27 protein-coding genes and 1 pseudogene are annotated in these 23,495 nt (G+C 45.3%); 14 read left to right on the top strand and 14 right to left on the bottom strand.

All coding sequences use genetic code 11. The features are described from left to right. The first annotated feature begins 15 nt into the window (after positions 1-15). Together JOD82_RS12375 and JOD82_RS12380 are read left to right on the top strand one after the other, a co-directional pair. Entirely contained in the window at positions 16-867 is an 852-nt protein-coding gene (locus tag JOD82_RS12375; protein WP_025719789.1) for a zinc ribbon domain-containing protein, read from the top strand. A gap of 65 nt (positions 868-932) precedes the next feature. Then, on the top strand, positions 933-1,721 hold the full coding sequence (locus JOD82_RS12380) for a TrmB family transcriptional regulator (protein WP_209949444.1): 789 nt from the start codon (positions 933-935) through the stop codon (positions 1,719-1,721). 7 nt (positions 1,722-1,728) lie between these two features. Here JOD82_RS12380 and JOD82_RS12385 read toward each other — a convergent pair whose 3' ends face one another. Then, positions 1,729-2,361: an NUDIX hydrolase gene (locus JOD82_RS12385; RefSeq protein WP_209949350.1), complete on the bottom strand. Its 633-nt coding sequence runs from the start codon at positions 2,359-2,361 to the stop codon at positions 1,729-1,731. A 173-nt stretch (positions 2,362-2,534) separates the two neighbouring features. Between JOD82_RS12385 and JOD82_RS12390 the strand changes: the two genes are divergently transcribed. Then, the gene (locus tag JOD82_RS12390) at positions 2,535-2,828 is read left to right on the top strand and encodes a hypothetical protein (RefSeq protein ID WP_209949352.1); all 294 of its coding nucleotides are present in this window, start codon (positions 2,535-2,537) and stop codon (positions 2,826-2,828) included. A 71-nt stretch (positions 2,829-2,899) separates the two neighbouring features. Continuing rightward, the gene (locus JOD82_RS12395) at positions 2,900-3,601 is read left to right on the top strand and encodes a histidine phosphatase family protein (RefSeq protein ID WP_025719795.1); all 702 of its coding nucleotides are present in this window, start codon (positions 2,900-2,902) and stop codon (positions 3,599-3,601) included. Between the two features lie 83 nt (positions 3,602-3,684). Here JOD82_RS12395 and mscL read toward each other — a convergent pair whose 3' ends face one another. Further along, complete coding sequence (gene mscL, locus JOD82_RS12400; protein ID WP_209949353.1) at positions 3,685-4,176, bottom strand: large conductance mechanosensitive channel protein MscL; 492 nt, start codon at positions 4,174-4,176, stop codon at positions 3,685-3,687. 151 nt (positions 4,177-4,327) lie between these two features. Here mscL and JOD82_RS12405 point away from each other — a divergent pair, with 151 nt between their 5' ends. Together JOD82_RS12405 and JOD82_RS12410 are read left to right on the top strand one after the other, a co-directional pair. Next, a complete protein-coding gene (locus tag JOD82_RS12405; protein WP_209949355.1) occupies positions 4,328-4,771 on the top strand; it encodes a carboxymuconolactone decarboxylase family protein in 444 nt (147 codons plus the stop codon). Between the two features lie 18 nt (positions 4,772-4,789). After that, on the top strand, positions 4,790-5,731 hold the full coding sequence (locus JOD82_RS12410; protein WP_209949357.1) for a sigma-70 family RNA polymerase sigma factor: 942 nt from the start codon (positions 4,790-4,792) through the stop codon (positions 5,729-5,731). A gap of 74 nt (positions 5,732-5,805) precedes the next feature. On the opposite strand, the gene JOD82_RS12415 is transcribed toward JOD82_RS12410, so the two are convergent. From JOD82_RS12415 to JOD82_RS12435, 6 genes and pseudogenes are all read right to left on the bottom strand, one after another. Next, positions 5,806-6,144, bottom strand: coding sequence for a DUF4870 domain-containing protein (locus JOD82_RS12415; protein WP_209949358.1), 339 nt, complete (start codon positions 6,142-6,144; stop codon positions 5,806-5,808). Positions 6,145-6,243: 99 nt separating this feature from the next. Beyond that, positions 6,244-6,373 (bottom strand): annotated as a pseudogene (locus tag JOD82_RS29610) (YggS family pyridoxal phosphate-dependent enzyme); the annotation flags it as partial. Positions 6,374-6,455: 82 nt separating this feature from the next. Then, positions 6,456-7,139: an MOSC domain-containing protein gene (locus JOD82_RS12420; protein ID WP_209949361.1), complete on the bottom strand. Its 684-nt coding sequence runs from the start codon at positions 7,137-7,139 to the stop codon at positions 6,456-6,458. 553 nt (positions 7,140-7,692) lie between these two features. Next, on the bottom strand, positions 7,693-7,974 hold the full coding sequence (locus tag JOD82_RS12425) for a transposase (RefSeq protein ID WP_134904816.1): 282 nt from the start codon (positions 7,972-7,974) through the stop codon (positions 7,693-7,695). Positions 7,975-8,004: 30 nt separating this feature from the next. Then, positions 8,005-9,156 (bottom strand): MGDG synthase family glycosyltransferase, encoded by a 1,152-nt coding sequence (locus JOD82_RS12430; protein WP_209949363.1) that lies wholly within the window; start codon positions 9,154-9,156, stop codon positions 8,005-8,007. A gap of 44 nt (positions 9,157-9,200) precedes the next feature. Next, positions 9,201-10,238 (bottom strand): serine hydrolase domain-containing protein, encoded by a 1,038-nt coding sequence (locus JOD82_RS12435; protein ID WP_209949365.1) that lies wholly within the window; start codon positions 10,236-10,238, stop codon positions 9,201-9,203. A gap of 365 nt (positions 10,239-10,603) precedes the next feature. Here JOD82_RS12435 and JOD82_RS12440 point away from each other — a divergent pair, with 365 nt between their 5' ends. Both JOD82_RS12440 and map read left to right on the top strand, forming a co-directional pair. Continuing rightward, complete coding sequence (locus JOD82_RS12440; protein ID WP_007428354.1) at positions 10,604-10,792, top strand: hypothetical protein; 189 nt, start codon at positions 10,604-10,606, stop codon at positions 10,790-10,792. A 105-nt stretch (positions 10,793-10,897) separates the two neighbouring features. Continuing rightward, positions 10,898-11,680, top strand: coding sequence for a type I methionyl aminopeptidase (gene map, locus JOD82_RS12445; protein WP_081317543.1), 783 nt, complete (start codon positions 10,898-10,900; stop codon positions 11,678-11,680). Between the two features lie 66 nt (positions 11,681-11,746). On the opposite strand, the gene JOD82_RS29170 is transcribed toward map, so the two are convergent. Both JOD82_RS29170 and JOD82_RS29175 read right to left on the bottom strand, forming a co-directional pair. Further along, positions 11,747-12,331, bottom strand: a complete 585-nt coding sequence (locus JOD82_RS29170) for a hypothetical protein (protein ID WP_245249027.1) — start codon at positions 12,329-12,331, stop codon at positions 11,747-11,749. A gap of 128 nt (positions 12,332-12,459) precedes the next feature. Next, the gene (locus JOD82_RS29175) at positions 12,460-13,032 is read right to left on the bottom strand and encodes a hypothetical protein (protein ID WP_245249028.1); all 573 of its coding nucleotides are present in this window, start codon (positions 13,030-13,032) and stop codon (positions 12,460-12,462) included. A 145-nt stretch (positions 13,033-13,177) separates the two neighbouring features. Here JOD82_RS29175 and JOD82_RS12455 point away from each other — a divergent pair, with 145 nt between their 5' ends. Then, positions 13,178-13,690, top strand: coding sequence for a GNAT family N-acetyltransferase (locus tag JOD82_RS12455; RefSeq protein WP_209949367.1), 513 nt, complete (start codon positions 13,178-13,180; stop codon positions 13,688-13,690). On the opposite strand, the gene JOD82_RS12460 is transcribed toward JOD82_RS12455, so the two are convergent. Together JOD82_RS12460 and JOD82_RS12465 are read right to left on the bottom strand one after the other, a co-directional pair. Next, a complete protein-coding gene (locus JOD82_RS12460) occupies positions 13,679-14,938 on the bottom strand; it encodes a DUF438 domain-containing protein (RefSeq protein WP_209949369.1) in 1,260 nt (419 codons plus the stop codon). The genes JOD82_RS12455 and JOD82_RS12460 overlap by 12 nt on opposite strands. 14 nt (positions 14,939-14,952) lie before the next feature. After that, on the bottom strand, positions 14,953-15,180 hold the full coding sequence (locus JOD82_RS12465; protein WP_209949371.1) for a DUF1858 domain-containing protein: 228 nt from the start codon (positions 15,178-15,180) through the stop codon (positions 14,953-14,955). Between the two features lie 235 nt (positions 15,181-15,415). Here JOD82_RS12465 and JOD82_RS12470 point away from each other — a divergent pair, with 235 nt between their 5' ends. The 5 genes from JOD82_RS12470 to JOD82_RS12490 are packed head-to-tail and all read left to right on the top strand — an operon-like array spanning position 15,416 to position 19,773. Further along, positions 15,416-16,135: a hypothetical protein gene (locus JOD82_RS12470; protein WP_209949373.1), complete on the top strand. Its 720-nt coding sequence runs from the start codon at positions 15,416-15,418 to the stop codon at positions 16,133-16,135. Between the two features lie 42 nt (positions 16,136-16,177). Further along, complete coding sequence (locus tag JOD82_RS12475; protein ID WP_039270421.1) at positions 16,178-16,579, top strand: GntR family transcriptional regulator; 402 nt, start codon at positions 16,178-16,180, stop codon at positions 16,577-16,579. Positions 16,580-16,620: 41 nt separating this feature from the next. Next, a complete protein-coding gene (locus tag JOD82_RS12480) occupies positions 16,621-17,556 on the top strand; it encodes an ATP-binding cassette domain-containing protein (RefSeq protein ID WP_185156356.1) in 936 nt (311 codons plus the stop codon). 2 nt (positions 17,557-17,558) lie between these two features. Continuing rightward, positions 17,559-18,461: an ABC transporter ATP-binding protein gene (locus tag JOD82_RS12485; RefSeq protein WP_029515932.1), complete on the top strand. Its 903-nt coding sequence runs from the start codon at positions 17,559-17,561 to the stop codon at positions 18,459-18,461. Then, positions 18,454-19,773: an ABC transporter permease gene (locus JOD82_RS12490; protein WP_209949375.1), complete on the top strand. Its 1,320-nt coding sequence runs from the start codon at positions 18,454-18,456 to the stop codon at positions 19,771-19,773. Before JOD82_RS12485 ends, JOD82_RS12490 begins: the two co-directional genes overlap by 8 nt. 973 nt (positions 19,774-20,746) lie before the next feature. Here the strand turns inward: JOD82_RS12490 and JOD82_RS12495 are convergent. Together JOD82_RS12495 and JOD82_RS12500 are read right to left on the bottom strand one after the other, a co-directional pair. After that, positions 20,747-21,325 (bottom strand): hypothetical protein, encoded by a 579-nt coding sequence (locus JOD82_RS12495; RefSeq protein ID WP_069010901.1) that lies wholly within the window; start codon positions 21,323-21,325, stop codon positions 20,747-20,749. Between the two features lie 1,141 nt (positions 21,326-22,466). Beyond that, positions 22,467-23,477, bottom strand: coding sequence for a LacI family DNA-binding transcriptional regulator (locus tag JOD82_RS12500; protein ID WP_029515929.1), 1,011 nt, complete (start codon positions 23,475-23,477; stop codon positions 22,467-22,469). Between the last annotated feature and the right edge of the window lie 18 nt (positions 23,478-23,495).

Below are 23,495 nucleotides of genomic sequence, written 5' to 3' on the forward strand. Positions count from 1 at the left end.
GGGGAGGAAATAACGATGAAGCTGATTCAACGTATAAAGGAAGGCGCTAATCGCGCCACAGAAAAGGCGCAGCATGCTGTCGAGATTAGTAAGATCAATTCACAAATTACAACGATTCAGCAGGAAATGGATGTTCATTTCTTACGAATGGGTCAGATCTTTTACGAAGGTTACCGCGCATCCGACATGTCGGTGGCAGAAACCGAGATGACACAGCTATCCACTGCATGTGATGAGCTTCAGGATGAAATTGACGAGCTGCGCAGTAGAATTGCAGAATTGAAAAACGCTCATTTATGCACCTGTGGAGCGGTTGTGCCTCTGGATGCGAACTTTTGCCCCAAATGCGGACGCAAGCTCAATGAAGGACAGGCTGCTTCCAAACAAGTAGCTGCTGTGCGTGAAGAGGTGCCAACGGACGTCTATTCTTTTGATCTGCGCAAGCCAGAGGTAGTGAAGGATGCTGCGCCTGCTTACACGGAATATGCAGAACATGAAGTAGTCGATCGGCATGAACAGGAACAGGATGAGCGGTATGAAACACACGAACCAGCGGGACTAGACCGCGATTACACAGTATCTGATTTTACACCGGAAGAAAAAGCGGCATTCGACGCTGAATGGGAGCGCCGTCGTCAGGAAGAGCTGGAAAAAGAACACCGTCGTCTTGAAGAACTGGCACGTGAGCGTGAGCGTCAGGAAGAGCTGGACGAGCGGATTCGATATTGGAAGGCCAACAACTCCGGGGCCGAGAAGCCGGCAACGCCGTCTGCACAAGTACGTGAAAATGTAAAATGCCAAATCTGTACTGCAGAACTACCCAAAGGGTCTAAGTGGTGCCCGCGCTGCGGAGCTGAACAGATTTGACGCAGCCGAACAGGCTGCTGCAGGACACAGACATAACGCCGGGCAGCATAGGGGGAACAGAATATATGGAGCGTTTGCTGCATCATCTGCGGAATCTGGGTTTTACGGAAATGGAAGCCAAGGTTATGGTCGAGCTTTCGAGGCAAAATGCGGCTTCCGGCTATGAAGTGGCTAAGCGTCTGGGCGCATCGCGCTCCAACGTGTACGCGGCTTTACAGCGTTTGGCCGGGCAGGGATACCTCAGAACCAGTGCTGGAGAGCCTGTTCGTTACAGCATGCTGCCACCGGGTGAACTGACTCGGATGATCGAAGGGCAGATGCAGGAGTCCCTGCGTGCGGTGGAGAAGGAAATGCCCCGAACAGAACCAAGCAAGCCGACCTTTTATAACGCGGAAGGCGATCGGAAGGTACTGGAAAGTCTGACACGTGAATTGGAACGGGCAGAGCATGAGATTGTGTTGGATTTGTGGCGCGAGGAAGCCGAACTGCTGCGGACAGAGTTGGAGAAAGCCGAGAGTCGAGGTGTGCGTCTGCTCTGGTCCTGCGATAACGGAGAAAGCATGATGGGACCATGGTTACCGCTTAGATCTGGTACAGACGGACAGAAACCAGCAGGGCGCAAGTTTTCTTTTGTTATTGATCGGCGTTGGTGCATGCTGGGTATGCGGGGAGAGAATTGCCCGACACAGGCGCTTATTACCGAGCATCCGGTAATGACAGGTCTGCTGCTTAATCATTTTGCTCAGGATCTTATTCTGTATGAGCTGGAGCATGATATGGGCAGAGAGCTGTCGACCCGGTATGGCTGGCGGTATGAAGGCATTATCGGCAAATATATGTCAGCTGGAGAATAGCTAAAGATTACCGGCTAGGAAGTTCCATCAGTGCCCGGCATATAGATGTAATATAGTCCGCCTTATGAGGCACGAATTGATCCGAAGTAATTAGGCGGCGAGTTTTTTCTGGGTTAGGCCCTGACGTAATGCCTTGCGCTTCGATAAAGGGAATATGACCTTCAAAAAGGGCCAGTGCTTGGTCAAGATCTGCTTCGTACAGTCCGGCTACTTCTTCTTGCTGGAGGTGATAAGCTTCCAATGGCTGGTTCGATAGCAGTCCAAACACCGAGCTAACCTCCCGGTCCCAAAAAGAGGTGCCTTGTGCGGTACCTTTGCTTTCATACCGAACGGTCATCAGCGGTGTTAATGAGGTAAAGGGAACATGAATACCCAGTTCTTCCTCCAGCTCACGAGCCGCCTGAGACATATCTTCGCCTGCCGTCAAGTGACCGGCTGCTGTAATATCGTAGCATCCGGGGAAGGTGTCCTTCGTATCCTGACGCTGTTGGAACAGCAAGCGACGGCCTGTCGAAGTGTCTCGTGCTAGCCAGCAGTGAAAGGTATGGTGCCAGTATCCCTTGGCATGTGCGTCTTGTCGCGAGGCTGTGCCAAGAGAGTTGTCTTCATCATCGTAGATATCTAGAAGCTCGCTAGTCATCGTGGTTCCTCCTATAGTAAGCAGAAATTCAAAGGTCTACCTTACAGTATAACGTGTTTTCTGTCCTGACGATATGAAGGCGGGTGTGGAATGTGGAGTGGCATTTGGGGTATGCTGGGAACATAAGGATTTGCAACATCACACAGGTTTATGATTGAAAGGAGCGATTTTACATGGAATGTATAGTACATTTTCGAGTCATGCATCCGGAGGAACCCAAGGAACTTCGTGGGTTAATTATGCTGGAAAGTGGGGGCAAGCCGGGGATTGATCAAATCATGGATATGTTCAAAAATATGGGCTATGATGTCCGCCCAGACAATCCGGACGAATTGATTTTTAAACCAGTCGATGTCAGAGCCAATTATACATATATCCGGGTTATTGAGCTGGATACGGGTGAGGAAGTCTACCAGGAAGATAGGGATTTGCGCGCGATTTTGGAAACTTTGCTGAATAAACGTTAAAGATCAGGAGAACTAATCGATGAAATGAGATAAAGCGATCCTGTCGCCATTCATAGGAACGGAGAACAATGATGAGATTGTATATTATCCGACACGCTGACCCCGATTACCCCAATAACACCATCACACCGGAGGGACATTTGGAAGCCCAGGCACTAGCCAAGCGGCTTTCCAGTCACGGACTGGATCGAATTTATGCCTCTCCTTTGGGGAGGGCTTTGGATACGATGCGCTACACCGCCGACTCTCTGGGTATGACTCATGAAGTAGAACACTGGACGCAGGAGCTGGCTCTAAAGCTGGAGGAAACCCCATACGGCCGTCTTTCCCATTGGGATTTGCCTGGTGAAGTGATCCGTTCCGAGTTGCCCCTGCCCACTCATGACTCTTGGCAGGAGATTTCCTATTATCAGGGAACGCAAAGCCCTGAAACCTTCGAGCGGCTGAAGCTTCATTCCGATGAGTTCCTGAAACGGCAAGGCTTTGAGCGGGTGGAGGGCAGGTACCGGATTCTGAAGCACACTGAAGATCAGGTGGCGGTATTTTGTCATGGCGGCTTCGGGCTGACCTGGCTTGCTCATCTGTTGGAGCTGCCATTGCCCTTGGTCTGGTCCGGTTTTTGGATGCCGCCTAGCTCCGTAACCACGATCTTGTTTGATGAGCGCTCCCAAGAATGGGCAGTTCCCCGTTGCATCGGCTTCGGTGATGTTTCCCATCTGTACGCTGAGGGCTTGCCCGTCAGACCCCGTGGCATTATCACCAATTTCAACTAATTGGATTTTTTATACCATGCCAAAACGGCTTAAGACGATACACCGTCTTAAGCCGTTTATTGTAGTCATATAAATGGGTTGAGTCAGCGTGCTTCCACGTACCCTTCCAGCTTGGAAGTGCAATGTGCGCAACGGGTAGCGGCTACAGGAATTTCGGATAGGCAATGTGGACATTCCTTGATCGTTTTTTCCTGAGGAGGTTTTTCTTCCTCTTTGCGTTTCAGCATGTTAATCCCTTTGACCAGCATGAACACACAGAAGGCCACGATCAGGAAGTCCAGCAGGACGTTGAAAAATTGCCCGAACGCCATAACCGCAATGCCGGCTTCCTTGGCCTGTGCCAGAGTCATGCGAGTGTTATCTCCGTTATATGGATTCGCGCCTATAGCATAATACAAATCAGCAAAATCAACGCCGCCCAGAAGTTTACCAATCGGGGGCATGATAATATCGTTTACCACAGAAGTGACAATCTTGCCAAACGCTCCACCGATGATAACACCGACCGCGAGGTCAATCACGTTACCCCGTACAGCGAATTCTTTAAATTCTTTTATAATACCTTTTCCGCTCATGTGAGTGCTCACCTTCTTTACATAAAATCATTTATCTATAATACATGCTATGTCAATTGAGGGCAATTCCAAATTGATGTATTGCACTTTGTCACAAAATCACATGTTCATTTGTCTTCTATATGTAAACCAATAATGGAGGCGATGTATCGTGAGTTTAAGATTCAATCACAGAGCAGTGAGTCCTAGTACGTTCAAGGCGATGCTGGAGATGGAAAAATATATTTCCGGTCGTTTTACAGACAAAGTATTGTATGAACTACTGAAAATTAGAGTATCCCAAATCAATGGATGTTCCTATTGTCTGGATATGCATGCGAAGGATTTGCTCAAGCTGGGGGATTATGCTGACCACATTTTGCAGCTAGCCTTATGGCGGGAGGTTCCTTTGTTCACGGAAAAAGAACGTGTTATGCTTGAATTAGCTGAAGCGGTCACCCGTATTTCTGAACAAGGGGTACCTACGGATTTGTACAATAGGGTCAGAGAACAGTTTACAGAGGAAGAATACGTAGATTTGATAACCGCAGTTAACGTGATTAACAGTTGGAACCGGATTGCAATTGCAACGGGGATGTATCCGGGCATTCTTTAATGAACAGGGGGCTATGCTTTGTCTGGCAAAGAACATAGAATTGAACAAGAATCGGTGGATTTAAATCTGGAGGAGCTGTATCAAAGATATCGCAAATATTCTTTTGCCATTGCTTATCGCATGCTTGGAACGGTTACAGATGCCGAGGATGTAGTTCAAGACTGCTTTGTCGAGCTGAAGAATAAGCCCCTGGATGATTTACACAATCCCAAAGCCTATGTAGCCAAAATGACGATGAATCGGTGTCTGAATCTGTTGAACTCTGCGCGCAAGCAAAGAGAGACATATGTAGGACAGTGGCTGCCGGAGCCGTTGGGTGAAAGCGCAGATCTCCCTGCGGATTGGTTAGAGCGTAAAGACATGATATCTTACGCTTTTCTGGTTTTGCTGGAGCAGCTAAAGCCGATAGAGCGGGCTGTTTTTGTGCTGAGGGAAGCTTTTCAATATGATTACAAAGATATTGCGGAATTGCTGGGGAAGACTGAGAGCAACTGTCGTCAGTTGTTCAGTCGCTCCCGTCGTATTCTGTCTTCGGGAGAATCTGCTCTTGAGGCTCAGTCCAGTTGCAATGTGAATAACTCTTCCCGAATAAAACTACTAGAACGTTTTACAACCGCCTTTCTTGCCTACGATGTGACTGCTATGCTGGAACTACTAGCTGAACAACCTGTATTCGTGTCAGATGGCGGAGGTAATGTGCATACGGTGATGAGACCGATGGTTGTACGCAAAGGTGTTCTTGCCCTGTTGACTTCTCGTCGGGTATTAACCGTTTTACGAGAAAGAGATGTGTTCCACACCATCATCAATGGCGAGGTTCAGCTGGCATTTCTGGAAGACGGAAAAGTGAGAGAAACCTTATGTCTCAGACTTACACCGGACGGGGAGCATATTCAGAGTTTTTATTTAATGGTCAACCCAGATAAGCTGCGATACATTCATATAGGACAGAAGAAGTGAACATGCGATAAAAAGTAATCATCGAAACAGCAAAAACCTTGAATCCTGCTAAGGATCAAGGTTTTTGGTTGTTTTCACAACTGCCGGGCTTGATGAAGAGCCAGATCGCCTACCCAGGGAAGCTTGAGCCACTTTCCTTGGCCCGCACGAATTAACAGGATGACCCACAAAACAAGGCTTGCCAGCGTTAGCAGGGAAGCGAGGAAAGGACCGAGTAGCGGAATGAATCCAACAAGCACATGCCCGATCATGAGGGTGACAAACAGAAATATGGATTGCAGCGCGTGAAATAATACGAATCGACTTTTCTTTTCCAGCATGACAAAGGCCAGTGCGCCAATACATGCAAACAGATAGCACAGGACAGCTGCTATATTTTCATCCAATCCCGTGGAAGACTTATAGACTGACATGTCAGGCAAATCCCCCTTTATAAGTTATCCGTACTATACAAGCTATGAGGACAGGATTGAAGGATATGCCCGATCTCGGTAAAAAAGTTGACTCTACACCAAGGATAAGCGGTCAAGCGAATGGATATACTCGAATTTGGCGATAACCTTTTTTACTTTTTTGGTTTGCAAATGACCGATAAAGTGCCACGTTCCGTGGTTGAAGGGCCTCCCATTTGGACTGCGCTTCTGTCGCATCGCCCACAAGCTTCGCAGATTCGATGTTCGACTGCAGGCAGACGAGCTTGCAGACTCATTGAACCACTTCCACCTTACGAATTGCCTGATAGTCTTTCCCGAGAATCCGTTTCGGTTCCCGCCAAACGTTTTAGAAACGTATTTCTCCAGTTTACGGACAATTCTTCCACTTCGAGAATTTGTTTAATACCCTCGATATGATCCTTCTCTTGATGCATAATTCGATTGGCAAATGAAACCGTAATTGCTTTCGGATGGCGATGAAGGAAAGATAGTCCGTCGGCTTTAGAGGCAACTCCCTCTTCCAGAACGCGGAAGTAGAATCCCGTGTAGCCTGTTTGCTGTACCTTCAAGGGCATGTCCGATACGCCGTACTTGATGGACAACTTGTAGCAAGGCTGTCTCGGCTGGCTAACTTGAACGATAGCTTTGCCAAGCTTAAAGACGTCTCCAATGCAAACGTCGGATTCTAGCAAACCCTTTATCGTTAAATTTTCCCCGAACGAGCCGTAATCGAGCCGTCTCCGCAATTCATTTTCCCAGAACGGATAGTGCTCGTAGGGATAGACGCATACAGCTTTCTCTTTACCCCCGTGATGAACTAGATCGCCCTGCCCATCCCCTTCGAAGTTTAGATAAGATAAATACAAATATTCATCTGTGGCCGACTTGAATATCCCCGTAGAAACGTCCTTCTGATTAAACTGGATCTGCTTGGGCATGCCGACATTAAGTGAAAGGATTTTAATAGATGCCATTCGGATCACTCCACTCCAAATTTTGGTCAACGAGTTTTTCTAGATGCTTCTATATACCGCGTTCCTGCATTCGTTCGCCTGCCTGAAGCGAGATTTCTATGATGACTACGCCTTTTTACATTTCGGTAATTTCTCTTTTGACTCTGTTTGTCCCCGTTTCCATTTTACACTCCTCTATGTGCTATTTGCGAATTTTCGATTAGTCTCCGTTAATGTGATAGAGTCCTTTTTGGGCAACTCATCATTCCGGGAGCGATGTTCTTGTTCGAACATACCCGATCTCGGTAAAAAAATTAATTAGAGAATGTGTATAAAAATACGAAAAAGGCTGAACGAAAAAGATTCGCTCAGCCTTTTAAACGGTTATGCACATGTTTTGCACATGTTGTATACACTTTATCCACCGCATATTAATGTTTATCCACAGAAATAACATGGTTTATACACAAAATGTGCACAATCTGTAGATAATATTACGATGATTCATACTTTGCACACAGTTTGTCCACAAACTATCAACATATTGGGTGTAATTGTGGATATACTTCCATAATTATCGGTCACCAGTTTTTAAATGGCGGCGTGGGTGTGTGATTTTACCCATTTTATTCTTGTCATCCTCTTTGGGGATAAGTCGTTCATCGGTACGTCCTTCGTGATGATTATCAAAGGCATATTCGGTCATTTTCCACTCGGAAGTACCCAGAACAACATCAGCGGGAAAATGCTGGCCTCTGTGCAAATGCTGCTCATGTCCATCCTCATCAATATAAACACCGTCCACTTCTACCTTTTCACCCGTTAGCGGGAGTAAATCCTTTCCTTTGCGTTCCATTGGTATCCCCTCCGTCTGGCTTATTCTTCGTTAATTTGTCCGTACGGAAGGTCTTTTATCCACAAGCTGATGCAAAATATCCTCGGCAATCTGGTCTGCGGGATGAGGCTTGCGGAGCAACTCAATCGCCTGCGTCATCTCTTCGGCAAGAGAGGGGGTGGAAATCAGGTCGAGACAATGCTGAATCAGCTCCTCCGTCGTGCGAGCAATACGGGCAGCTCCTTTTTGCTGCAAATACAGAGCATTATTTAGCTCCTGACCGGGTACGGGCTTGAACACAAGAATAGGCAAACCGGATGCAATGCTTTCCGAGAGTGTAATGCCGCCGGGCTTTGTAATCACCAGATTGCTCGCACGCATAAGTGCTGGAACAAAGTCCACGAATCCATAGGTGTAAATGTCCGGGTGGTCTGCATACAGCGCATCCAATTCTGCTTTCAGTTGCTGATTACGTCCGCAGACGATGAGTAGCCGCAACTGAGGCAGCTGGCTTAATTGCCGACAGATATCCAGTATGCCGGATAGCACACCATAGGCGCCTGCCATAATGAGTAGCGTAGTAGTCTCAGACTGTGGTGATGGAATTACCTGTTCCTGAACAGGAACTTCGTTAGCAGACATGTTATAAAAAGAAGCGTGAATCGGAATACCCGTAGCGATAATACGTTCGATAGGTATTCCCCGCTGGGCGGCTTCCTGCTGGATATCCTCAGTGGCTACATAGTAGCGGTCAATATCGGGATGCAGCCAGCGCCCATGCAGATCGAAATCTGTAACCACGTTGACAATAGGCAAATTCATTCCCATTTTGCGGCGTAACGCCGGGAGTGCGAGCTGCGGGAACGTATGTATCACGAGATCCGGCAACTCCTTTTTCAGTGTGAGCGTAAGTTGACGCATTCCGAATGAATGCAGCACATGGCCGAAGGCCGATTTTGCCTGCATACCGCGCGTGATGTTATAGACCCAGCCGTAAAGCTGAGGAATGGTTTTGAAGCTTTGCATATATACAAATTTGGTCAGACCGTTCAACCAGGGATGAGATTCAGCCATGAGGTCGAGAAGTTGTACCTCGCAGCGTCCGAGTCTTCGCAAACTGTCCATAATCGCCCGAGCGGCCTGCACATGGCCTTCCCCGTAACTGGCGTATAATATTAGAATTTTTGGTGCTGAGACTTCCATGATTGTTTAGCCTCCTATATTCAATAAGCACATTAAAGCTCATTTCAGGAACGTTCTAAGTTGAGGGAGGATACGGCTGGCAAAACGTAGCGCTCCAGCAGTGTTCGCGGATTTTTCCAACGGCTCACCTTGCTATCTGCTGTAAATACTGCGACTGCGTTCGCTTTTGGCACAAGATAAATTTGCTGTCCTCCATGTCCGTGCGCACACGCATAGTTGATGCCGTGGAGTCGTCCTGTCCACCATTGGAATCCGTAATCTCCGAATTCTGGATACCCTTCAACCTGTCGCTGTGTCGCTTGATGCAGCCAATCGGCCGGAATCAATTCTTTTCCGTTCCAGCTGCCTTGATGAAGGCAGCAATCGCCGAATTTAGCCATGTCACGCGATGTCAGATATAGCCCGATGTGTCCCATGGTGTAGCCCTCTGGATCTTGTGCCCAACCACTTCTCCCGAAACCTAAGGGTTCGAACAGATACTGGAGAGCGTACGTATAGGCGTCAATCCCACAACAATGGGTCAGCAGCACGGACAACAGGTGCGAATCAACACTACGATATTGGAATACACCGAGTTGATCCTCCTGTACAGGTAAGCGCAGAGCAAAGGATGGCCAGCTTTTGCTGCGATGAAAACGGTGGATAAAAGCTTCTCCGAGCTTTTCGCCCGTCTGCCAATACAAGCCGGATGTCATGGTCAACAGATGGCGAATCGTAATCTGCTCTAGCAGTGTTTCCTTCCGCCTAGGTAAATACTCAGGCAACAGCTTATGCACAGCCGTCTCTGGCCCTGGCATATCACCACGAGCCATAGCTATGCCGATGAGCGTGGAAGTGAAGCTTTTGGTCGCGGATCGCAAATCGTTCAGAGAGCTTACTTCATGCCCGTTATAATAGCGTTCCCAGATCAGTTTGCCATGGCGTAGTAGCAGGAAGCTGTGCATTTTAGGAAACTTGGCTTGGATTTCACGGTCTGCCTGATCAAGTAGGGAGACATTGATGCCCTCCTCTTCACAAGTTCCTATGTTCAGGGCAGACATACGGGCAACAGGTGCAGTGAACAGCGGAGCAAAGCGGCTCATCCTTTTCCCTCCTTGTTATGTTTATTTATTTTACCCCAAACACATACACTCCAAAAACCGATAAATAAGGTATACCCCCTGTGCAACAGCTGATTGAGTACCCCAAATGACATGATGCGTAAAAGATAGGTAAAATCAATGTAAATTTACTGGAAAGCTGAAAGCTGTATCTGAATATGTTATAATGGGGTAGTGATTCAGCCAAAAGAAAATCGGTTAATAATAGTGTCAGGTACATGCCTTGTATAAGGTGTTCCCGACCTAAGCTGCAATTAGACATACTACTTCACTGCATAAGGACATCAATACTTTTCGGCATTCTCTTCAACGGAGCACTTATTTTCAACGTTTTGGGAGGGAGTTACATGGCAACGAAAGGTCACAATGAAGTTAAGGAAAGTCTGCGGGAAATGACTCGAATTTTCCGGCCTAAGGATCCCAAAAAATTTGTAAAGGAATATGTGCGAAAATACCGGATTACAGGAGGGTATGAGGAAGAGTTGACCATGGTGGTGGAAAACGAACTCGGTCGCATAAATTCTTCAGTATCTTAAAGGGTTCGATTACCCGAAAAACTAGAAATACGACTTTTATAAACCGTCTAGCCACAGAGGAGACGGTTTTTTTGTGTCCGCCTTGCATACAATGGGATAGGTTTGGTGAATTTGTATGCTCAAAGGAGGCGGATTCCAATAGAGATAGCAATACGAACACCGGAGGAAATCGGCTACATGAGGGAGGCCGGACGTATTTTGGCAGATTGCCATCGTACGCTGGAAAGTCGTATTCTTCCGGGAATTACAACGCTTGAAATCGATGCTTGGGTGGAGCAGTTTTTAAGCAAGCGTGGAGCCACGCCTGAACAAAAGGGCTATAAAGGTTTCCCTTATGCCACCTGCGCTTCGGTCAACGAGGTGGTGTGTCACGGTTTTCCATCGGAGCGAGTGCTTCATGATGGGGATATTGTGACCATCGACATTGTGGTTAACAAGGACGGTTGGCTGGCTGACCGAGGATGGACCTATGCGGTAGGTAACATTAGCCGCCCGGTAGCACGACTGTTGCGGCAGACCCATAAGGCGTTGATACGAGGTATCGAGGCTGCCCGCCCGGGGAGGACGTTGGGGGATATCGGGCATGCTGTGGAAAAAACGGCAGGCTGGCGGCGGTTCGGCAACGTCAAGCCTCTGATCGGGCATGGCATTGGTCGCCAAATGCATGAGCCGCCAGAGGTTCTGCACTACGGTCGTCCCAAAACGGGATTACCGCTGCGCGAAGGGATGGTGATTACCATTGAGCCGGTATTTACCCTCGGAACCGAGGGCGCGGTGCTCTGGGGAGACGATGGCTGGACCATCAGCACAGCAGACGGCAGTTGGGGAGCTCAATACGAGCACACGATTGCGATTACAAAGAACGGTCCTTATATTTTGACCTCGTAAAAGAGAGTTGTGCCATAGGGAGTCAATGTGCGGGTCGTTAGCATAAGGCTCTCTAGGTAAGTTTTTTCAGGATGACACATTCATCGTGGTTGTAGAGATTTTTCGATAAAGCAACAGATAAATCCCCAGCTCGACAGGCGAGGAAACGGCCATCACAATTCCCGCCACCTTGCCGTCCAGTCCTGGAAAAAAGCAGATACACAGAATAAGCGCGAGAATCGCAAAGCTCACAGAAAACAGCCTACCGATAAAGATAGGTTTGGTATTGCCGATTAATATCGACCGTCCAATAAAATATTCCACCCAAGGATAAAATGCAACATAGACAGCCAGTATACGAAGCAGTCCTCTGGTTTCTAGCAGCAGTTCTCCTTCCAATCCCAATACATTCCGTAACATAGGATCGCCAGCAAATCCAAAGGAAAGTAACAGTAGTAGCAGCGGCGACAGGGTGGACAAAAAGCTTAAAAATATCAGCACTTCCCTGCGCTTGGTTGTATAAAATTGAATCACAATTTGATGCAAAGAGCTGCAAAACCAGACAAATAGATTCAGGATTTGCAGTGCTACAGAAAAGGATGCCACGGCCAAAAATGGATCAGTTGTATTGTTCAGCGCAGCTTGGATGGAAGGATTCAGGATAACCAGCACCAGCGCCGAATATAGCAAAGGAAGGTAAAAAGGTAGGAGATGCTTCGCATGATGGATGGTTTGCTTCCCGTTGTCAGGAGGCAGCTTTCTTTTGAGAACCCGGCCTTCTAAAAAAGTAACGACCAGCTCTATGAGAATACCTGCAATAAAAATGGCGGCACCGACTCGTCCTCATTCGTCCAGCCAGCACGGATCAAAAACCAGGAAGCAATTAGCATCACGATAATACGTATGGACGAGCTGAATGTCATCCATGCCGTTCGGTGCTTGTTAATAATAAGTCCCTGATATATGTTACGGACAGCTACCAATATGTATAGTAAAGTAAGAACCTGAAATACGTTCTTGGTGGGTTCGATCAATACTGGGGACACACCAAATACATATTGAAAGACCAGATTGCCTACGGGCGTCAACCCGATACTCCAGCCGATGATCAATACAGCCACCGCCACGAACGTACATAAAATACCGATAGAATGAATGGACTTGCGATCATAACCGAATTTCGTGGTCATCTGCCGTACAGCGGTTAACGGAGTTTCCAACAGCAGGCACAGGCTGACGGCAACCGCATAGCTGCTTAATGTAAACGAAGGATGCTCCGAACGAGCAAGCACAGCATTGACGATGACATGCGTTAGTGCAGCAATTAATGACGAAATGCCAAGCGGCACATAAAATGAAACAATTTTTTTCAAGTCGAATCCCCCAGTAAACGAGTAGTGTAGTGAACGGGTTATCCTATCCAACTTCACTAAACAATGAATATGCTTATTATAGATCAAGATTTGGATCGTCGATATAATAGAGTGCATAATATTGGAAACTAGGAGTGGAACTTACATGAACATCAGGGAAGCAACGATATCAGATGCCGAGGGCATCGCCAAGGTGCACGTAAATTGCTGGAGGACGACGTACAAAGATATAATGCCTGCCCAGGTTTTGGAACAGCTTTCCTATGAGCAAAGAACAGAACTGTGGAATGCGAATCTATCCAGTGAAGACGGCCATCGGGTATATGTTGCTGAAAATGAGAAGGGGGAAATCATCGGATTTGTGAGTGGGGGTCCAGAAAAGTCAGGTGAATATCCCCCGTTTGGGGGAGAAATAACGGCTATTTACGTTTTGAGTGAATACCATAGTTTAGGCTTGGGGAAGAGACTATTTTTACGTCTGCTTCAACATTTTAATAGTATGGATATTCACTCTGTAATCGTATGGGTGCTAGCAGATAATCCAGCATGTACTTTTTATGAAAAGCTGGGAGCCAAACTTATAGTAGAACAACATATTATAAGTTTGGGTGGCAAAAACCTGAACATGGTGGCTTACGGTTGGATACTATTCGGATAGAATACGCTTTTGTCCTTCCAAAGCACGAATCGGTGCGATATTTTGCGTAAATTCCAACGTTCCCAGATAGCGGCCCTCTGCATCACGGATGGCAAAATAACGGATGTAGACAAATTTGTCCTTGATTGGAATCCAAAAATCTTCAACATCCTTGCGACCTGCCTTAAAATCTTCCAGCAGCTTCTCAACGACATGCACGCTTTGGGGTGGGTGGCAATTCTGTACGGTACGACCAATGACGGCTTTCGTGCGCGCGAAGATTCGTTCCTTACCATGGGAAAAATAGCGAACAACATCGTTTTCATCGATAAAAGTCAGGTCAACAGGTAGATGATTCAAAAGCAGTTCCAATTGTTGTACAGATATAATCCCTGTCTCGAATCTCACAAAGCCTTGCGGTGTTCCAGATGTGTTTTCCGTTTGCTCAAGGGCTTCTGCGGGTTCCTCTGCCCGTTCAGGTATCCATTCACGTTCGGGAGCGGTCAGGCAGAATCCGATTTCCTCGCTTTCTCGGGCTATTTTCAGCCACTCATCCTCTGTCAGCTTACTGAGTGCCATCGGCAGCAAAATATTCTCTTCCTTGAATATCATTTCATTCACTTCGCTTATGATATGGGCAAGTGCCTTCCCAATCTGTTCACGATCTCCATTATATTCGGTGAGTAGACTCTTCGCCTCCTTAATCGCGGCACGAATGCTGTCGTCCACACCCCACATGACTTTGGTTGGGCCAAAAATTCCATAGCGTTCTAGATAAGGAAAGACCAGGTTTTCTTTGCGACTATAGTGCTTGTCGAGATCGAGCAGCAGACTTAAATCTTCCAGTAGCTTGTAGATGATTTTGGGGCTGTCGTCCTTTTGAAATTGGTCCGCGTGCAATGACAACTTGAAGTTGACCAATCGTTCGATCTCTCGATTTTCCAGCTTGAAGGTATGAACGGGATGTCCCGGTTGTTCCTCTGGTCTTGAAGGACGGTGAATATCCTCAATGGAACCCTTGAATATCGATGTATGCACGGAACAAAGACGCTGCACTTCCGATACGGGAATTCCCTCCTCAGTCATCAATGCATGCTCCATAGCCGAAATTTCCGCTACGCTTACTCCGCCAACTGCCTCTGCGAAACGTGCTTTGACTTCCTCCACGCTTTTCCCGGCATGTAATTCTTTTATAATTTCCTTTAGCGTTTGTTGGCGTTCCGTTAATTCCTGTGCTGTATGTTCACGGTTATTAATTAGCTCGCTCATGATTGTTAGCTCCTTTATTTTTGAATGGTAAAACCATGTTGCAAAAACGTGCGTTCCACGGTTTCCATAGCTGATTTTTTCAATGCAATACCTTTGGACAGTGTCATAAAACGACCTGCGGTTTGTAACATACCAGGCTTGGCGATATCGTGAAAACCCAGCTCTACCATGATGTCCTTCACTTCGGGATAACGGTTAACAAGGTTAAATATCGGCTCATCCCAGTGCAGTATCTTATCCATTTGGTCATCCCCTTGATTGAGAACGTTTATCATTTACAGAGTAGCATAGGTTCTGACGAGCTTTTGTGATTGTACGCACAATTTACATTCAGGTATTGACAGTTGTAATTCATGGTTTATATACTGTGTATAAAGATATATACAGTGATAACACTGATTACTGTAATAATAACTTCGTATGAAGAGAGAACGAGGTCGTCATTACAGGCAGTGCAGAAGGGATCAGGATAAGAAAATGACAATTATCAAGCAGGCATGGAAGATTACCCGGCAGGATTTTCGCAACAATCCATATGTCATGCTGTGGACATTGCTGTTTATTGCGTATTTGGGATTTACCATGAGTTTTGCTGTAAGTGTGCATTGGGATGAACGTGGAAACTTGAGTCCAGTAGCCGATTTTATCATGCTGGTGTTGATTCCGTTTCTCGGATTCATTTATAACCGTCGTGCATTTAAATATCTTCAGGAAGATTCCTATACGCATATGCTAGCCTTTTTCCGCACCTTGCCTATACCGATGAACGCGGTGATTATGAGTCGAATTCAACAAGCGATTTTGGCGTTTATTGTGAATAGTGTAATATTTTTCACTCTCTTGTTTACGTTGTCAGCTACGTTTCGTGTATATGCCAGTACAGGTTTCTTTGTATCGTTTGCACTTACCTGGATAGGCTACGGAATGCTGATTCAAGCCATTTATATTCATTTGGAATTTCTTAAAAAAGGAAAATCCTACTTTTGGATATCCATTGTCATTATGCTCATTTGTGGGATAGTTACGATTATAGTTCGAGTATGTGGGGCCAATCTGGTATTGATAACGGCATTTTATAGTAAGGAATGGCAGCTGTTGTCTCCGGTGATGTGGGGAGCGTTGCTGGCAGGAGTTCTGGGTATGTGGGTGTCCTATAAGGTGACACAGCGTAGGCTTATGAAACGGGACTTGACTTAGCGGGATGTGTACAAAGATAGATAAAAAGGGGGGGAGAAGCAGGTGAATATACCAGTGCAAATTGATGAGAATAGCGCGGAACCGCTGTATGCACAAATTGAAAAGCAACTTCGCTCACTCATCGTAACCGGACAGATTGCAGCGGGAACGCTGCTTCCCTCCATTCGGGAGTTCGCAGGGACGCTCCGCTGCAGCGTCATCACCGTCCGGCGGGTCTATCAGGATTTGGAGAACGAAGGTTTGCTTCGTACCCGGCAGGGAACGGGCACCTTCGTAGCTCTGGTCGAAGACGATAAGCGCTCAGGTTACCGCCTTAAAGCAGTGACCGAGGCGTTGGAAACGGCGATTGACACAGGCATCGCTGTACAGATGACAGAACAGGAATTGTTGGAGCTTTTCGCAGAAATGGTGAAGAGAAGGTATGAAGTCCAAGTGAAGGAGTGACGCCCGTGAAAAACGATGTAAACCATCATGTGGAAGTTCCTATGGGGATACAGATAAAAACACCCATTATTGAGATGAGCCAAGTCTATAAAACTCGAGGTAACCGGGAAATTGGACCGATTAATCTAACCATTGAACCGGGATATGTAGTCGCTTTGGCTGGACATAACGGATCGGGCAAAAGTACATTGATTCATCTGCTGACTCAGCTTATCCACCCGGATTCCGGTGAAATACGTTGGTTCGGTCAAGCGTATCCGGACGGCATGCCGGCAGATACACGACAATGGGTTGGGTATATGTCAGAGCAGCCGACCCGTGAGGAAGATCGACTCACAGCAGAAGCAGCAGCGGCGTTTCGAGCCTTGTGGTATCCCGGCTGGGATGAAACACGTTTTCAGCGTCTGATGGAACGATTTCAGGTTCCTCAGCATACGAAATTATCGCGCATGTCCAAGGGAGAGCGCCGTAAGTTTGAACTGGCTGCAGCCTTGGCGCCTCACCCTCGTTTGTTGCTGCTGGATGAGCCTTCGTCGGGTTTAGACCCTTTTGCCTGGAAAATCATGCTGGAGGAACTGCGGGATTGTATGGAGAACGGCAAAACGACGGTCATTATTGCCACTCATATCATAGACGAGATTAAGCGTTTGGCGGATTATATTGTCCTGATGCATGATGGCAGGCTGCTCGGCAAGCTGGAAAAAGACCATTTGCTCGAAAATAGCAAAGAAATGTGGTTTGAAGGCACACCGGAGGAGGCATCGGAACTTCCGGGTGTTGTAGAGATGGAGAGCGAAGGCGGATTGCAGCGAATTGTAACGTTGGCAGCCGGAGAGACCAGCGCCATCTTGGAACAAGCGGGCATCCGCCCCATCCGTGTGCGGCGTTTGGAACTGGATGATATTTTAGTACATTGGTCTGCGGGACAACTATCAGAAGATGCGGAGACATACACGCAGAAAAAAGGAGCGGAGTAATCATGAACATGCTGGAATTGAAAGAGGTCGTGAAGCAATATGGGAACCACACGGCGGTGAACGGAATTTCGCTGAATGTGAACGGTGGGGAGATTTACGGACTACTGGGAGGCAATGGAGCAGGCAAAACGACAACGATGCGCATGGTGCTCGGTCTGATTTACCCTGATGGAGGTAACATTCAATATGAGGGCAAGCCCTACAGCAAGGAGCTACAGCGGACGATGGGCTATTTGCCCGAGGAGCGAGGGTTGTACCCCAAGGTGAAGGTGAGCGAGCAAATTAACTATTTGGGCAGGTTGCGCGGAATGTCGGCTAAGGAGGCGGACAAAAGTCTACGCTACTGGCTGGAGCGCTTTGGGGTGCCCGAATATTACGACAAGCGGATTGAGGAGCTATCCAAGGGAAATCAGCAGAAAATGGGCTTTATTGCCGCCGTTGTGCATCGCCCGACGCTGCTCATTTTGGATGAGGCCTTTAGTGGGCTTGATCCGGTAAACGTTGAATTGCTTAAGGATACGGTGAAAGAGCTGAGGGACGATGGGGCTGCGATTTTATTCTCGACCCACCGCATGGAGCATGTGGAGGAACTGTGCCGCCATATTACGATTTTGCATCGCTCAAATACAGTTGTGCAGGGAAGTGTGCAGGAGATTAAGGGCCGTTACCCGCGTGAAAAAGTTCGTCTCATCACTACAGGTGAAGTGAACGGACTGGAACAGCTGCCCGGCGTGCGCCGTGTAGAGCCTATGGATCGCGGCTGGATGCTGCATATTGAGCAGCCGAATGCGGCGAAGTTGGTATTACAAACGGCGTTGGAGCAAACGGATGTAGAGCATTTTGAGATCAAGGAACCTACGCTGAACGAGATTTTCATAAGAGAGGTGGGTGATTCCCATGAATAGACTGGGTACGGTAATCGGTTTTACGTTTCGTCAGAAGGCGAGAACCAAATCTTTTATCATTACAACGCTGGTACTGGCCTTGCTCATTACGCTTGGTATGAATCTGCCATATTTGATTTCTTTGTTTAAAGCAGATGGGACAGGAGGTTCGGGCACGACGGCAGCCGAGCATCATCGCTTGGGACTGATTGCCGGGAGCCGGATAGAAGTGGCGAATCAGCTGGAGCAATTTACAAAGAAGCAATCCAACCCGGCAGCCATCTGGGTGCGTTATGACAACGTACAAACGCTGGCCATGCAGCAAGCCTTGAAAAACGGGGAGCTGCAAGGTTACGTGCAGTTCACGGAGCCTGCCACTAAGGGAGACACATTTCCTAAAGTGGAGTACGTCTCTGTAGAAAAAGAGCCATCTCCTGCTGTAATTACATTGTTGCAGACGGGACTTCAGGAAGCTAAGGTCAAAGCCATTATGGGCGGCAATGCATTGACCAGCGATCAAATTCGTGAAATTAGCACACCTGTAATGGTGGATAGCAGGGAAGTAGACGGTTCGTCTGAGGCAGGGGGAGCTGTGGGGACAGAGGAAAAAGAGACCTCTATGATTAACTATGGTTTGGTCTATGTACTGATGATTTTATTCTTCACCTCCTCCATGATGACGGGGAATATGATTGCTGCAGAGGTGACATCGGAAAAAAGCTCACGTATCATGGAGATTCTCATCACAAGTGTCTCACCGTTGACCCAGATGTTCGGAAAAATTATCGGCATTTTCCTGGTCGGCCTGCTGCAAATTGCTGTCTTTGCAGCCGCTGTATGTGCCAACCTTATGCTGCCGCATAATAATGTCATTCTTAGCTCAGCCGGGCTGGATCTGTCGCAACTGAATATCGCGGTGTTGGGTTATGGTCTGGTATTCTACATCCTCGGCTACTTTCTCTACGCAGTACTGTTCGCCGCGGTGGGCTCCATTGTTAGCCGTACCGAGGAGTTGGGACAGGCGATCATGCCGATTACCGTGCTGTCACTAGCAGCCTTTTATATCGGTATCTTCAATATCGCCGCATCTGATACGATTTTCGTAAAGGTTGCCGGGTACATCCCATTTTTCTCGCCAACCGTCATGCTGTTGCGGATTGGTCTGGAACGGGCGAGCCTGCTGGAAATCTGGCTGTCACTTGGTATTCTGGTCGCCTCCATTTTGCTGTTCGGTTGGCTGGCCGCCAAGATCTACCGTACGGGTGTCTTAATGTATGGTAAACGTCCTTCGTTCAAAGAGCTAAGAAAAGCTATGAAGGCTTACAAGATTTAAATTTTTAGCAATACATGTGAGTGTGTGGTGTCATAATTAATGAGAATGTATTCATAATTAATGAGAAAAAAATTTCATAATTGATGAGAAATGAATATTTATACACTAGTATACATCGGTGGAGTTATTGTATGGTGTCCGAATATAAGAAGATGGCGAAGAAATAAACTATTTGAGGGGAATGATTTAAAATGACAAAAGAAAAGGATTAGTACTGTAAAAATAAAGTAATAGACTGGAGTCGTTGACTTAACAACGTTTTCGAATTGAAGAACCGTCAACTTTTGAGAAATAAGTTTTAGACTAATCCATTAAATGAAACAGCGGCAGAACAAGACCTGATAAATAAGGTCTTAGACTGCCGCTGTTGTTGTTAAACTAACGTTTCCCGTTAGTCTAACATTACATATTTAACTATTTATAAAGTTTTTTAAATCATTTTCTATAAAGTGATTTGGTTTCCATCCTTTTATTAGCTTATCTACTAAAAATGTATCTACCGCACTCAATGAAATTCCTAATAAAGTGCCAGCTCCTGAGCCACCTACTGTATTAAGTAAACCTGCACCTGTAAACAGCCCAACCTGATTGTTTTAGATGGTAATTTCTCAGCCCAAGTATTTGCATTATTAGCATTAAAGTATTCCTGTATTAAATTAGCTTCTGGGGGTAAATCACCAATAAACTCCTTGAATTTTCTACTATTTTCATATATAGATATATACTCTGAAAAAGTCTTTTCCCCGGAATTCAAAACTCCTCTAACATTTCCAGTTTTCAGTACAAAATTATTAAATGTTTCTATACTATTACTTCCACTAACGATTTTGTTATAAAGGGAATCAAATCTGTTCGCAATTAAGATAGAAGATGATGGGCTTAATTGGAAATCCGATGAGTGCTTTGACCATACTTCAAAGCTAGAAAAAGTCGAAAAATAACTTCCTAGAAATGAGAGAGGGTCAATTATCTCTTACCTAATATTATGTTCTAATTCATATCTTTTTAAAAGAGCATCATCTTCTATGATGTGTAATTTTAACTTAATATCTTTTGGAAGTTTCTTTAAAAGTAAAGGATTGGTCTTTATAAGGAAATTTTCTAAGTAATTTATGATTTGTTCTTCAGATTCCATTTCTTCTGCATACTTTTTTGTTGTTTCAAAATAAATATCATCTCTACTCATTAATCTGTAAAGTTTTCTTGCCAAAGGTAAGTCTGTAAAATGCCCATTAGGACTATTCAACCCACCTTTTTCCCACAAGTAATCTAAGTATGGGTCTACATCATCTTCATCCATTGAGGTAAACATTATTTCTGTTTTATCATCGTGGTGGAAAGTTCTAGTAACTGGTACAACCCAGAAATAAACTAATTCAATATTTTCTTTATGTTCTTCTAAAAATGGAATAAATTCAGCGGGATGGACTTGTGAAAACAAACGATTTAACAGATTCTCATTGACGATTATTTTTACCTTATCATAAAAAATTGCTTTCTCTGCTCTTGTCCCTAAATCGCAATCACTAGAAACACATATACTTTCAAACATTACAGCAACCTCCATATAATCCACATGGTATAATCTACCATTACTAATCTGCTGCATTAATTCAAGTACATTTATTCACAATCCATATAGTAATTTTAACATAAAGACTCAATAATAAATCACTCCCCCCTTATGAGGGATCAATATTTTTTACAATGCTACAACCATACTAGTTATTGAAATCTCATGGTTAACCTATCTGTCCGTTAGCTTAATGAAGCATCGTCAGTCTCTCTATTTTCTCAGTCTACAACTTTATTTGCTGAGTCTAACACTTTATTTTTTAGTCTAGAACGTTATTTTCTCCTGACAATTAAAATGCGCTGATGTTATTGAGTATTGTGGTACTACTGATTCTTTGGGATGGCTAATGAGTACAACAGGTTCAATACTAAAAGAAGCCAGGAGAATGATGGGCTCGGAGTCTTAAGTAGGATAAGAAAGTAAATAATATGTAATTTCTCCGAATAGGTAGGTTCAATTGCGAACCTACCTTTTTTCATTGAATACAGTTATAGCTATTTCTATAAATAAAAAAATTATTTGTATTATGCGACATAAGGACAATTTATTTTTAAATATATCTTTTAAGAAAATCTAATATAAACGTATTATTTATATCAGATTCATTTAAGTATAAACTGCTACTTATAAGCCTAACTTTACGCAAATGCAATAATTAGAAAGGAGATAGGGCTGAATTGTGAAGAGGTTTTTCGTCTTTTTAAAAATGAGATCTACGCTAAATGCTTCTCTTAACTCATTTTAATTTAGTTACCAAAATACCTTCTACAGTTCGGGCGCTTACTCATCTGAAAAATTCATTACACATCAAAACTTAATTAACGCGAAAAACATAACTTATTTGGAGGAATATCATTGAAAATCAAAGTGCTGATTCAATTTCTTATTTATTTATGTCTATATTGTAATGATAGAAGTACACTATGGTTATTAACTATAAGGAGCAAAAAAATAAAACATAAGAATGTGAGAAAGATTAATTTTTTAGTTTTGCTATCTCTCTCATTCATACTACCTTGGTATCTGAAAATCTTATTCATCTTACCTTGCTTAAAAATAACAGTGTATATGCTCTGAATAAAAATGGTTCCCTGTATCTTTGTTACATACAACTTGATTAGGAAGACTTCGTGGAGCCTCTATGAACGATGCATGTCTCAAGATGAATGGTCTCATTCCGTCGATCCGGCTGCTCCAATCGAGCCAACAAGGACTCAACGACGCGTGTACCGAGTCCGTACGGATAAGTATGTACGGTCGTGAGCGGAGGATCGATAATCTTGGCATTAGCAATATCGTCAAAACCTGTTACCTCGATTTGTCCAGGAACATCGATGTGCAACTCCTTTAGCGCACGAATAACCGAAATTCCAATATCATCGTTGGCACAAACAAATGCTGTCGGAAGCTTTGGAAGCTGCTTCAACTGTTCAAGCATCCACTCAACAGATAGATAAGGATTGTTGTCCTCAAGCTTGATGCTGAACGTCTCTCCAGATGAAGCGCGATGCATCCGGAGGGCTTGATCGTAACCAAGCCAACGCTCATAGAAGCTTCGACAGTGATTGTGGTCTCCGATAAATCCAATCTCCGAATGGCCGCGTCCAATGAGAGAACGAGTAAGATTGTATGTCGTGCGGTGATTCTCCATCAAGAGGATGTCGAATTTGTGTGGAGAGTTCAACGACTCTGGCAAAAAATCGATAAATACCGTTGGAATGCCCGTGTTTAGAATAGTTTCAATATAGGCTTCTTGGAAGATCTCAATACAAACAATTCCGTTCACATTTGATTGGTTAATATTGGAGGGCAGTGTGCATGAATGGATATCCTCAGGATTGACAAGAGATAAGATCAGATTAAAGCCTTCAGCGCGCAGGGAGGTTTCCATTCCTTTAATCGTTTCAGAGTAGAAGCTGATGGCGTTAATGTCCCCTCGTGTAAGAAGAGCAATATTGCCTCCATTCATAAAACTGTAGTTTTTGTATTTCATCTCCGCTGCTTTTTGGATTACTCTCTTTTTTGTGCCCTCTGGAATTTGCGGATGGTTGTTGAGGGCTTTGGATATGGTATTTCGAGACAGCCCCATTGCATCCGCGATGTCTTGAACCGTTACTTTCTCAGCCATAATAAGCTCCTTTTTATC

It is taken from the genome of Paenibacillus sp. 1182, from assembly GCF_017833915.1.
Lineage (GTDB): Bacteria > Bacillota > Bacilli > Paenibacillales > Paenibacillaceae > Paenibacillus > Paenibacillus polymyxa_D.

What these genes read in the sequence shown, in the direction of transcription:
- JOD82_RS12375 (WP_025719789.1), top strand. Translation starts at nt 16, where the DNA reads ATGAAGCTGATTCAACGTATAAAGGAAGGCGCTAATCGCGCCACAGAA.
- JOD82_RS12380 (WP_209949444.1), top strand. Translation starts at nt 933, where the DNA reads ATGGAGCGTTTGCTGCATCATCTGCGGAATCTGGGTTTTACGGAAATG.
- JOD82_RS12385 (WP_209949350.1), bottom strand. Translation starts at nt 2,361, where the DNA reads ATGACTAGCGAGCTTCTAGATATCTACGATGATGAAGACAACTCTCTT.
- JOD82_RS12390 (WP_209949352.1), top strand. Translation starts at nt 2,535, where the DNA reads ATGGAATGTATAGTACATTTTCGAGTCATGCATCCGGAGGAACCCAAG.
- JOD82_RS12395 (WP_025719795.1), top strand. Translation starts at nt 2,900, where the DNA reads ATGAGATTGTATATTATCCGACACGCTGACCCCGATTACCCCAATAAC.
- mscL (WP_209949353.1), bottom strand. Translation starts at nt 4,176, where the DNA reads ATGAGCGGAAAAGGTATTATAAAAGAATTTAAAGAATTCGCTGTACGG.
- JOD82_RS12415 (WP_209949358.1), bottom strand. Translation starts at nt 6,144, where the DNA reads ATGTCAGTCTATAAGTCTTCCACGGGATTGGATGAAAATATAGCAGCT.
- JOD82_RS12420 (WP_209949361.1), bottom strand. Translation starts at nt 7,139, where the DNA reads ATGGCATCTATTAAAATCCTTTCACTTAATGTCGGCATGCCCAAGCAG.
- JOD82_RS12425 (WP_134904816.1), bottom strand. Translation starts at nt 7,974, where the DNA reads ATGGAACGCAAAGGAAAGGATTTACTCCCGCTAACGGGTGAAAAGGTA.
- JOD82_RS12430 (WP_209949363.1), bottom strand. Translation starts at nt 9,156, where the DNA reads ATGGAAGTCTCAGCACCAAAAATTCTAATATTATACGCCAGTTACGGG.
- JOD82_RS12435 (WP_209949365.1), bottom strand. Translation starts at nt 10,238, where the DNA reads ATGAGCCGCTTTGCTCCGCTGTTCACTGCACCTGTTGCCCGTATGTCT.
- JOD82_RS12440 (WP_007428354.1), top strand. Translation starts at nt 10,604, where the DNA reads ATGGCAACGAAAGGTCACAATGAAGTTAAGGAAAGTCTGCGGGAAATG.
- JOD82_RS12455 (WP_209949367.1), top strand. Translation starts at nt 13,178, where the DNA reads ATGAACATCAGGGAAGCAACGATATCAGATGCCGAGGGCATCGCCAAG.
- JOD82_RS12460 (WP_209949369.1), bottom strand. Translation starts at nt 14,938, where the DNA reads ATGAGCGAGCTAATTAATAACCGTGAACATACAGCACAGGAATTAACG.
- JOD82_RS12465 (WP_209949371.1), bottom strand. Translation starts at nt 15,180, where the DNA reads ATGGATAAGATACTGCACTGGGATGAGCCGATATTTAACCTTGTTAAC.
- JOD82_RS12470 (WP_209949373.1), top strand. Translation starts at nt 15,416, where the DNA reads ATGACAATTATCAAGCAGGCATGGAAGATTACCCGGCAGGATTTTCGC.
- JOD82_RS12480 (WP_185156356.1), top strand. Translation starts at nt 16,621, where the DNA reads ATGGGGATACAGATAAAAACACCCATTATTGAGATGAGCCAAGTCTAT.
- JOD82_RS12485 (WP_029515932.1), top strand. Translation starts at nt 17,559, where the DNA reads ATGAACATGCTGGAATTGAAAGAGGTCGTGAAGCAATATGGGAACCAC.
- JOD82_RS12490 (WP_209949375.1), top strand. Translation starts at nt 18,454, where the DNA reads ATGAATAGACTGGGTACGGTAATCGGTTTTACGTTTCGTCAGAAGGCG.
- JOD82_RS12495 (WP_069010901.1), bottom strand. Translation starts at nt 21,325, where the DNA reads ATGTTTGAAAGTATATGTGTTTCTAGTGATTGCGATTTAGGGACAAGA.
- JOD82_RS12500 (WP_029515929.1), bottom strand. Translation starts at nt 23,477, where the DNA reads ATGGCTGAGAAAGTAACGGTTCAAGACATCGCGGATGCAATGGGGCTG.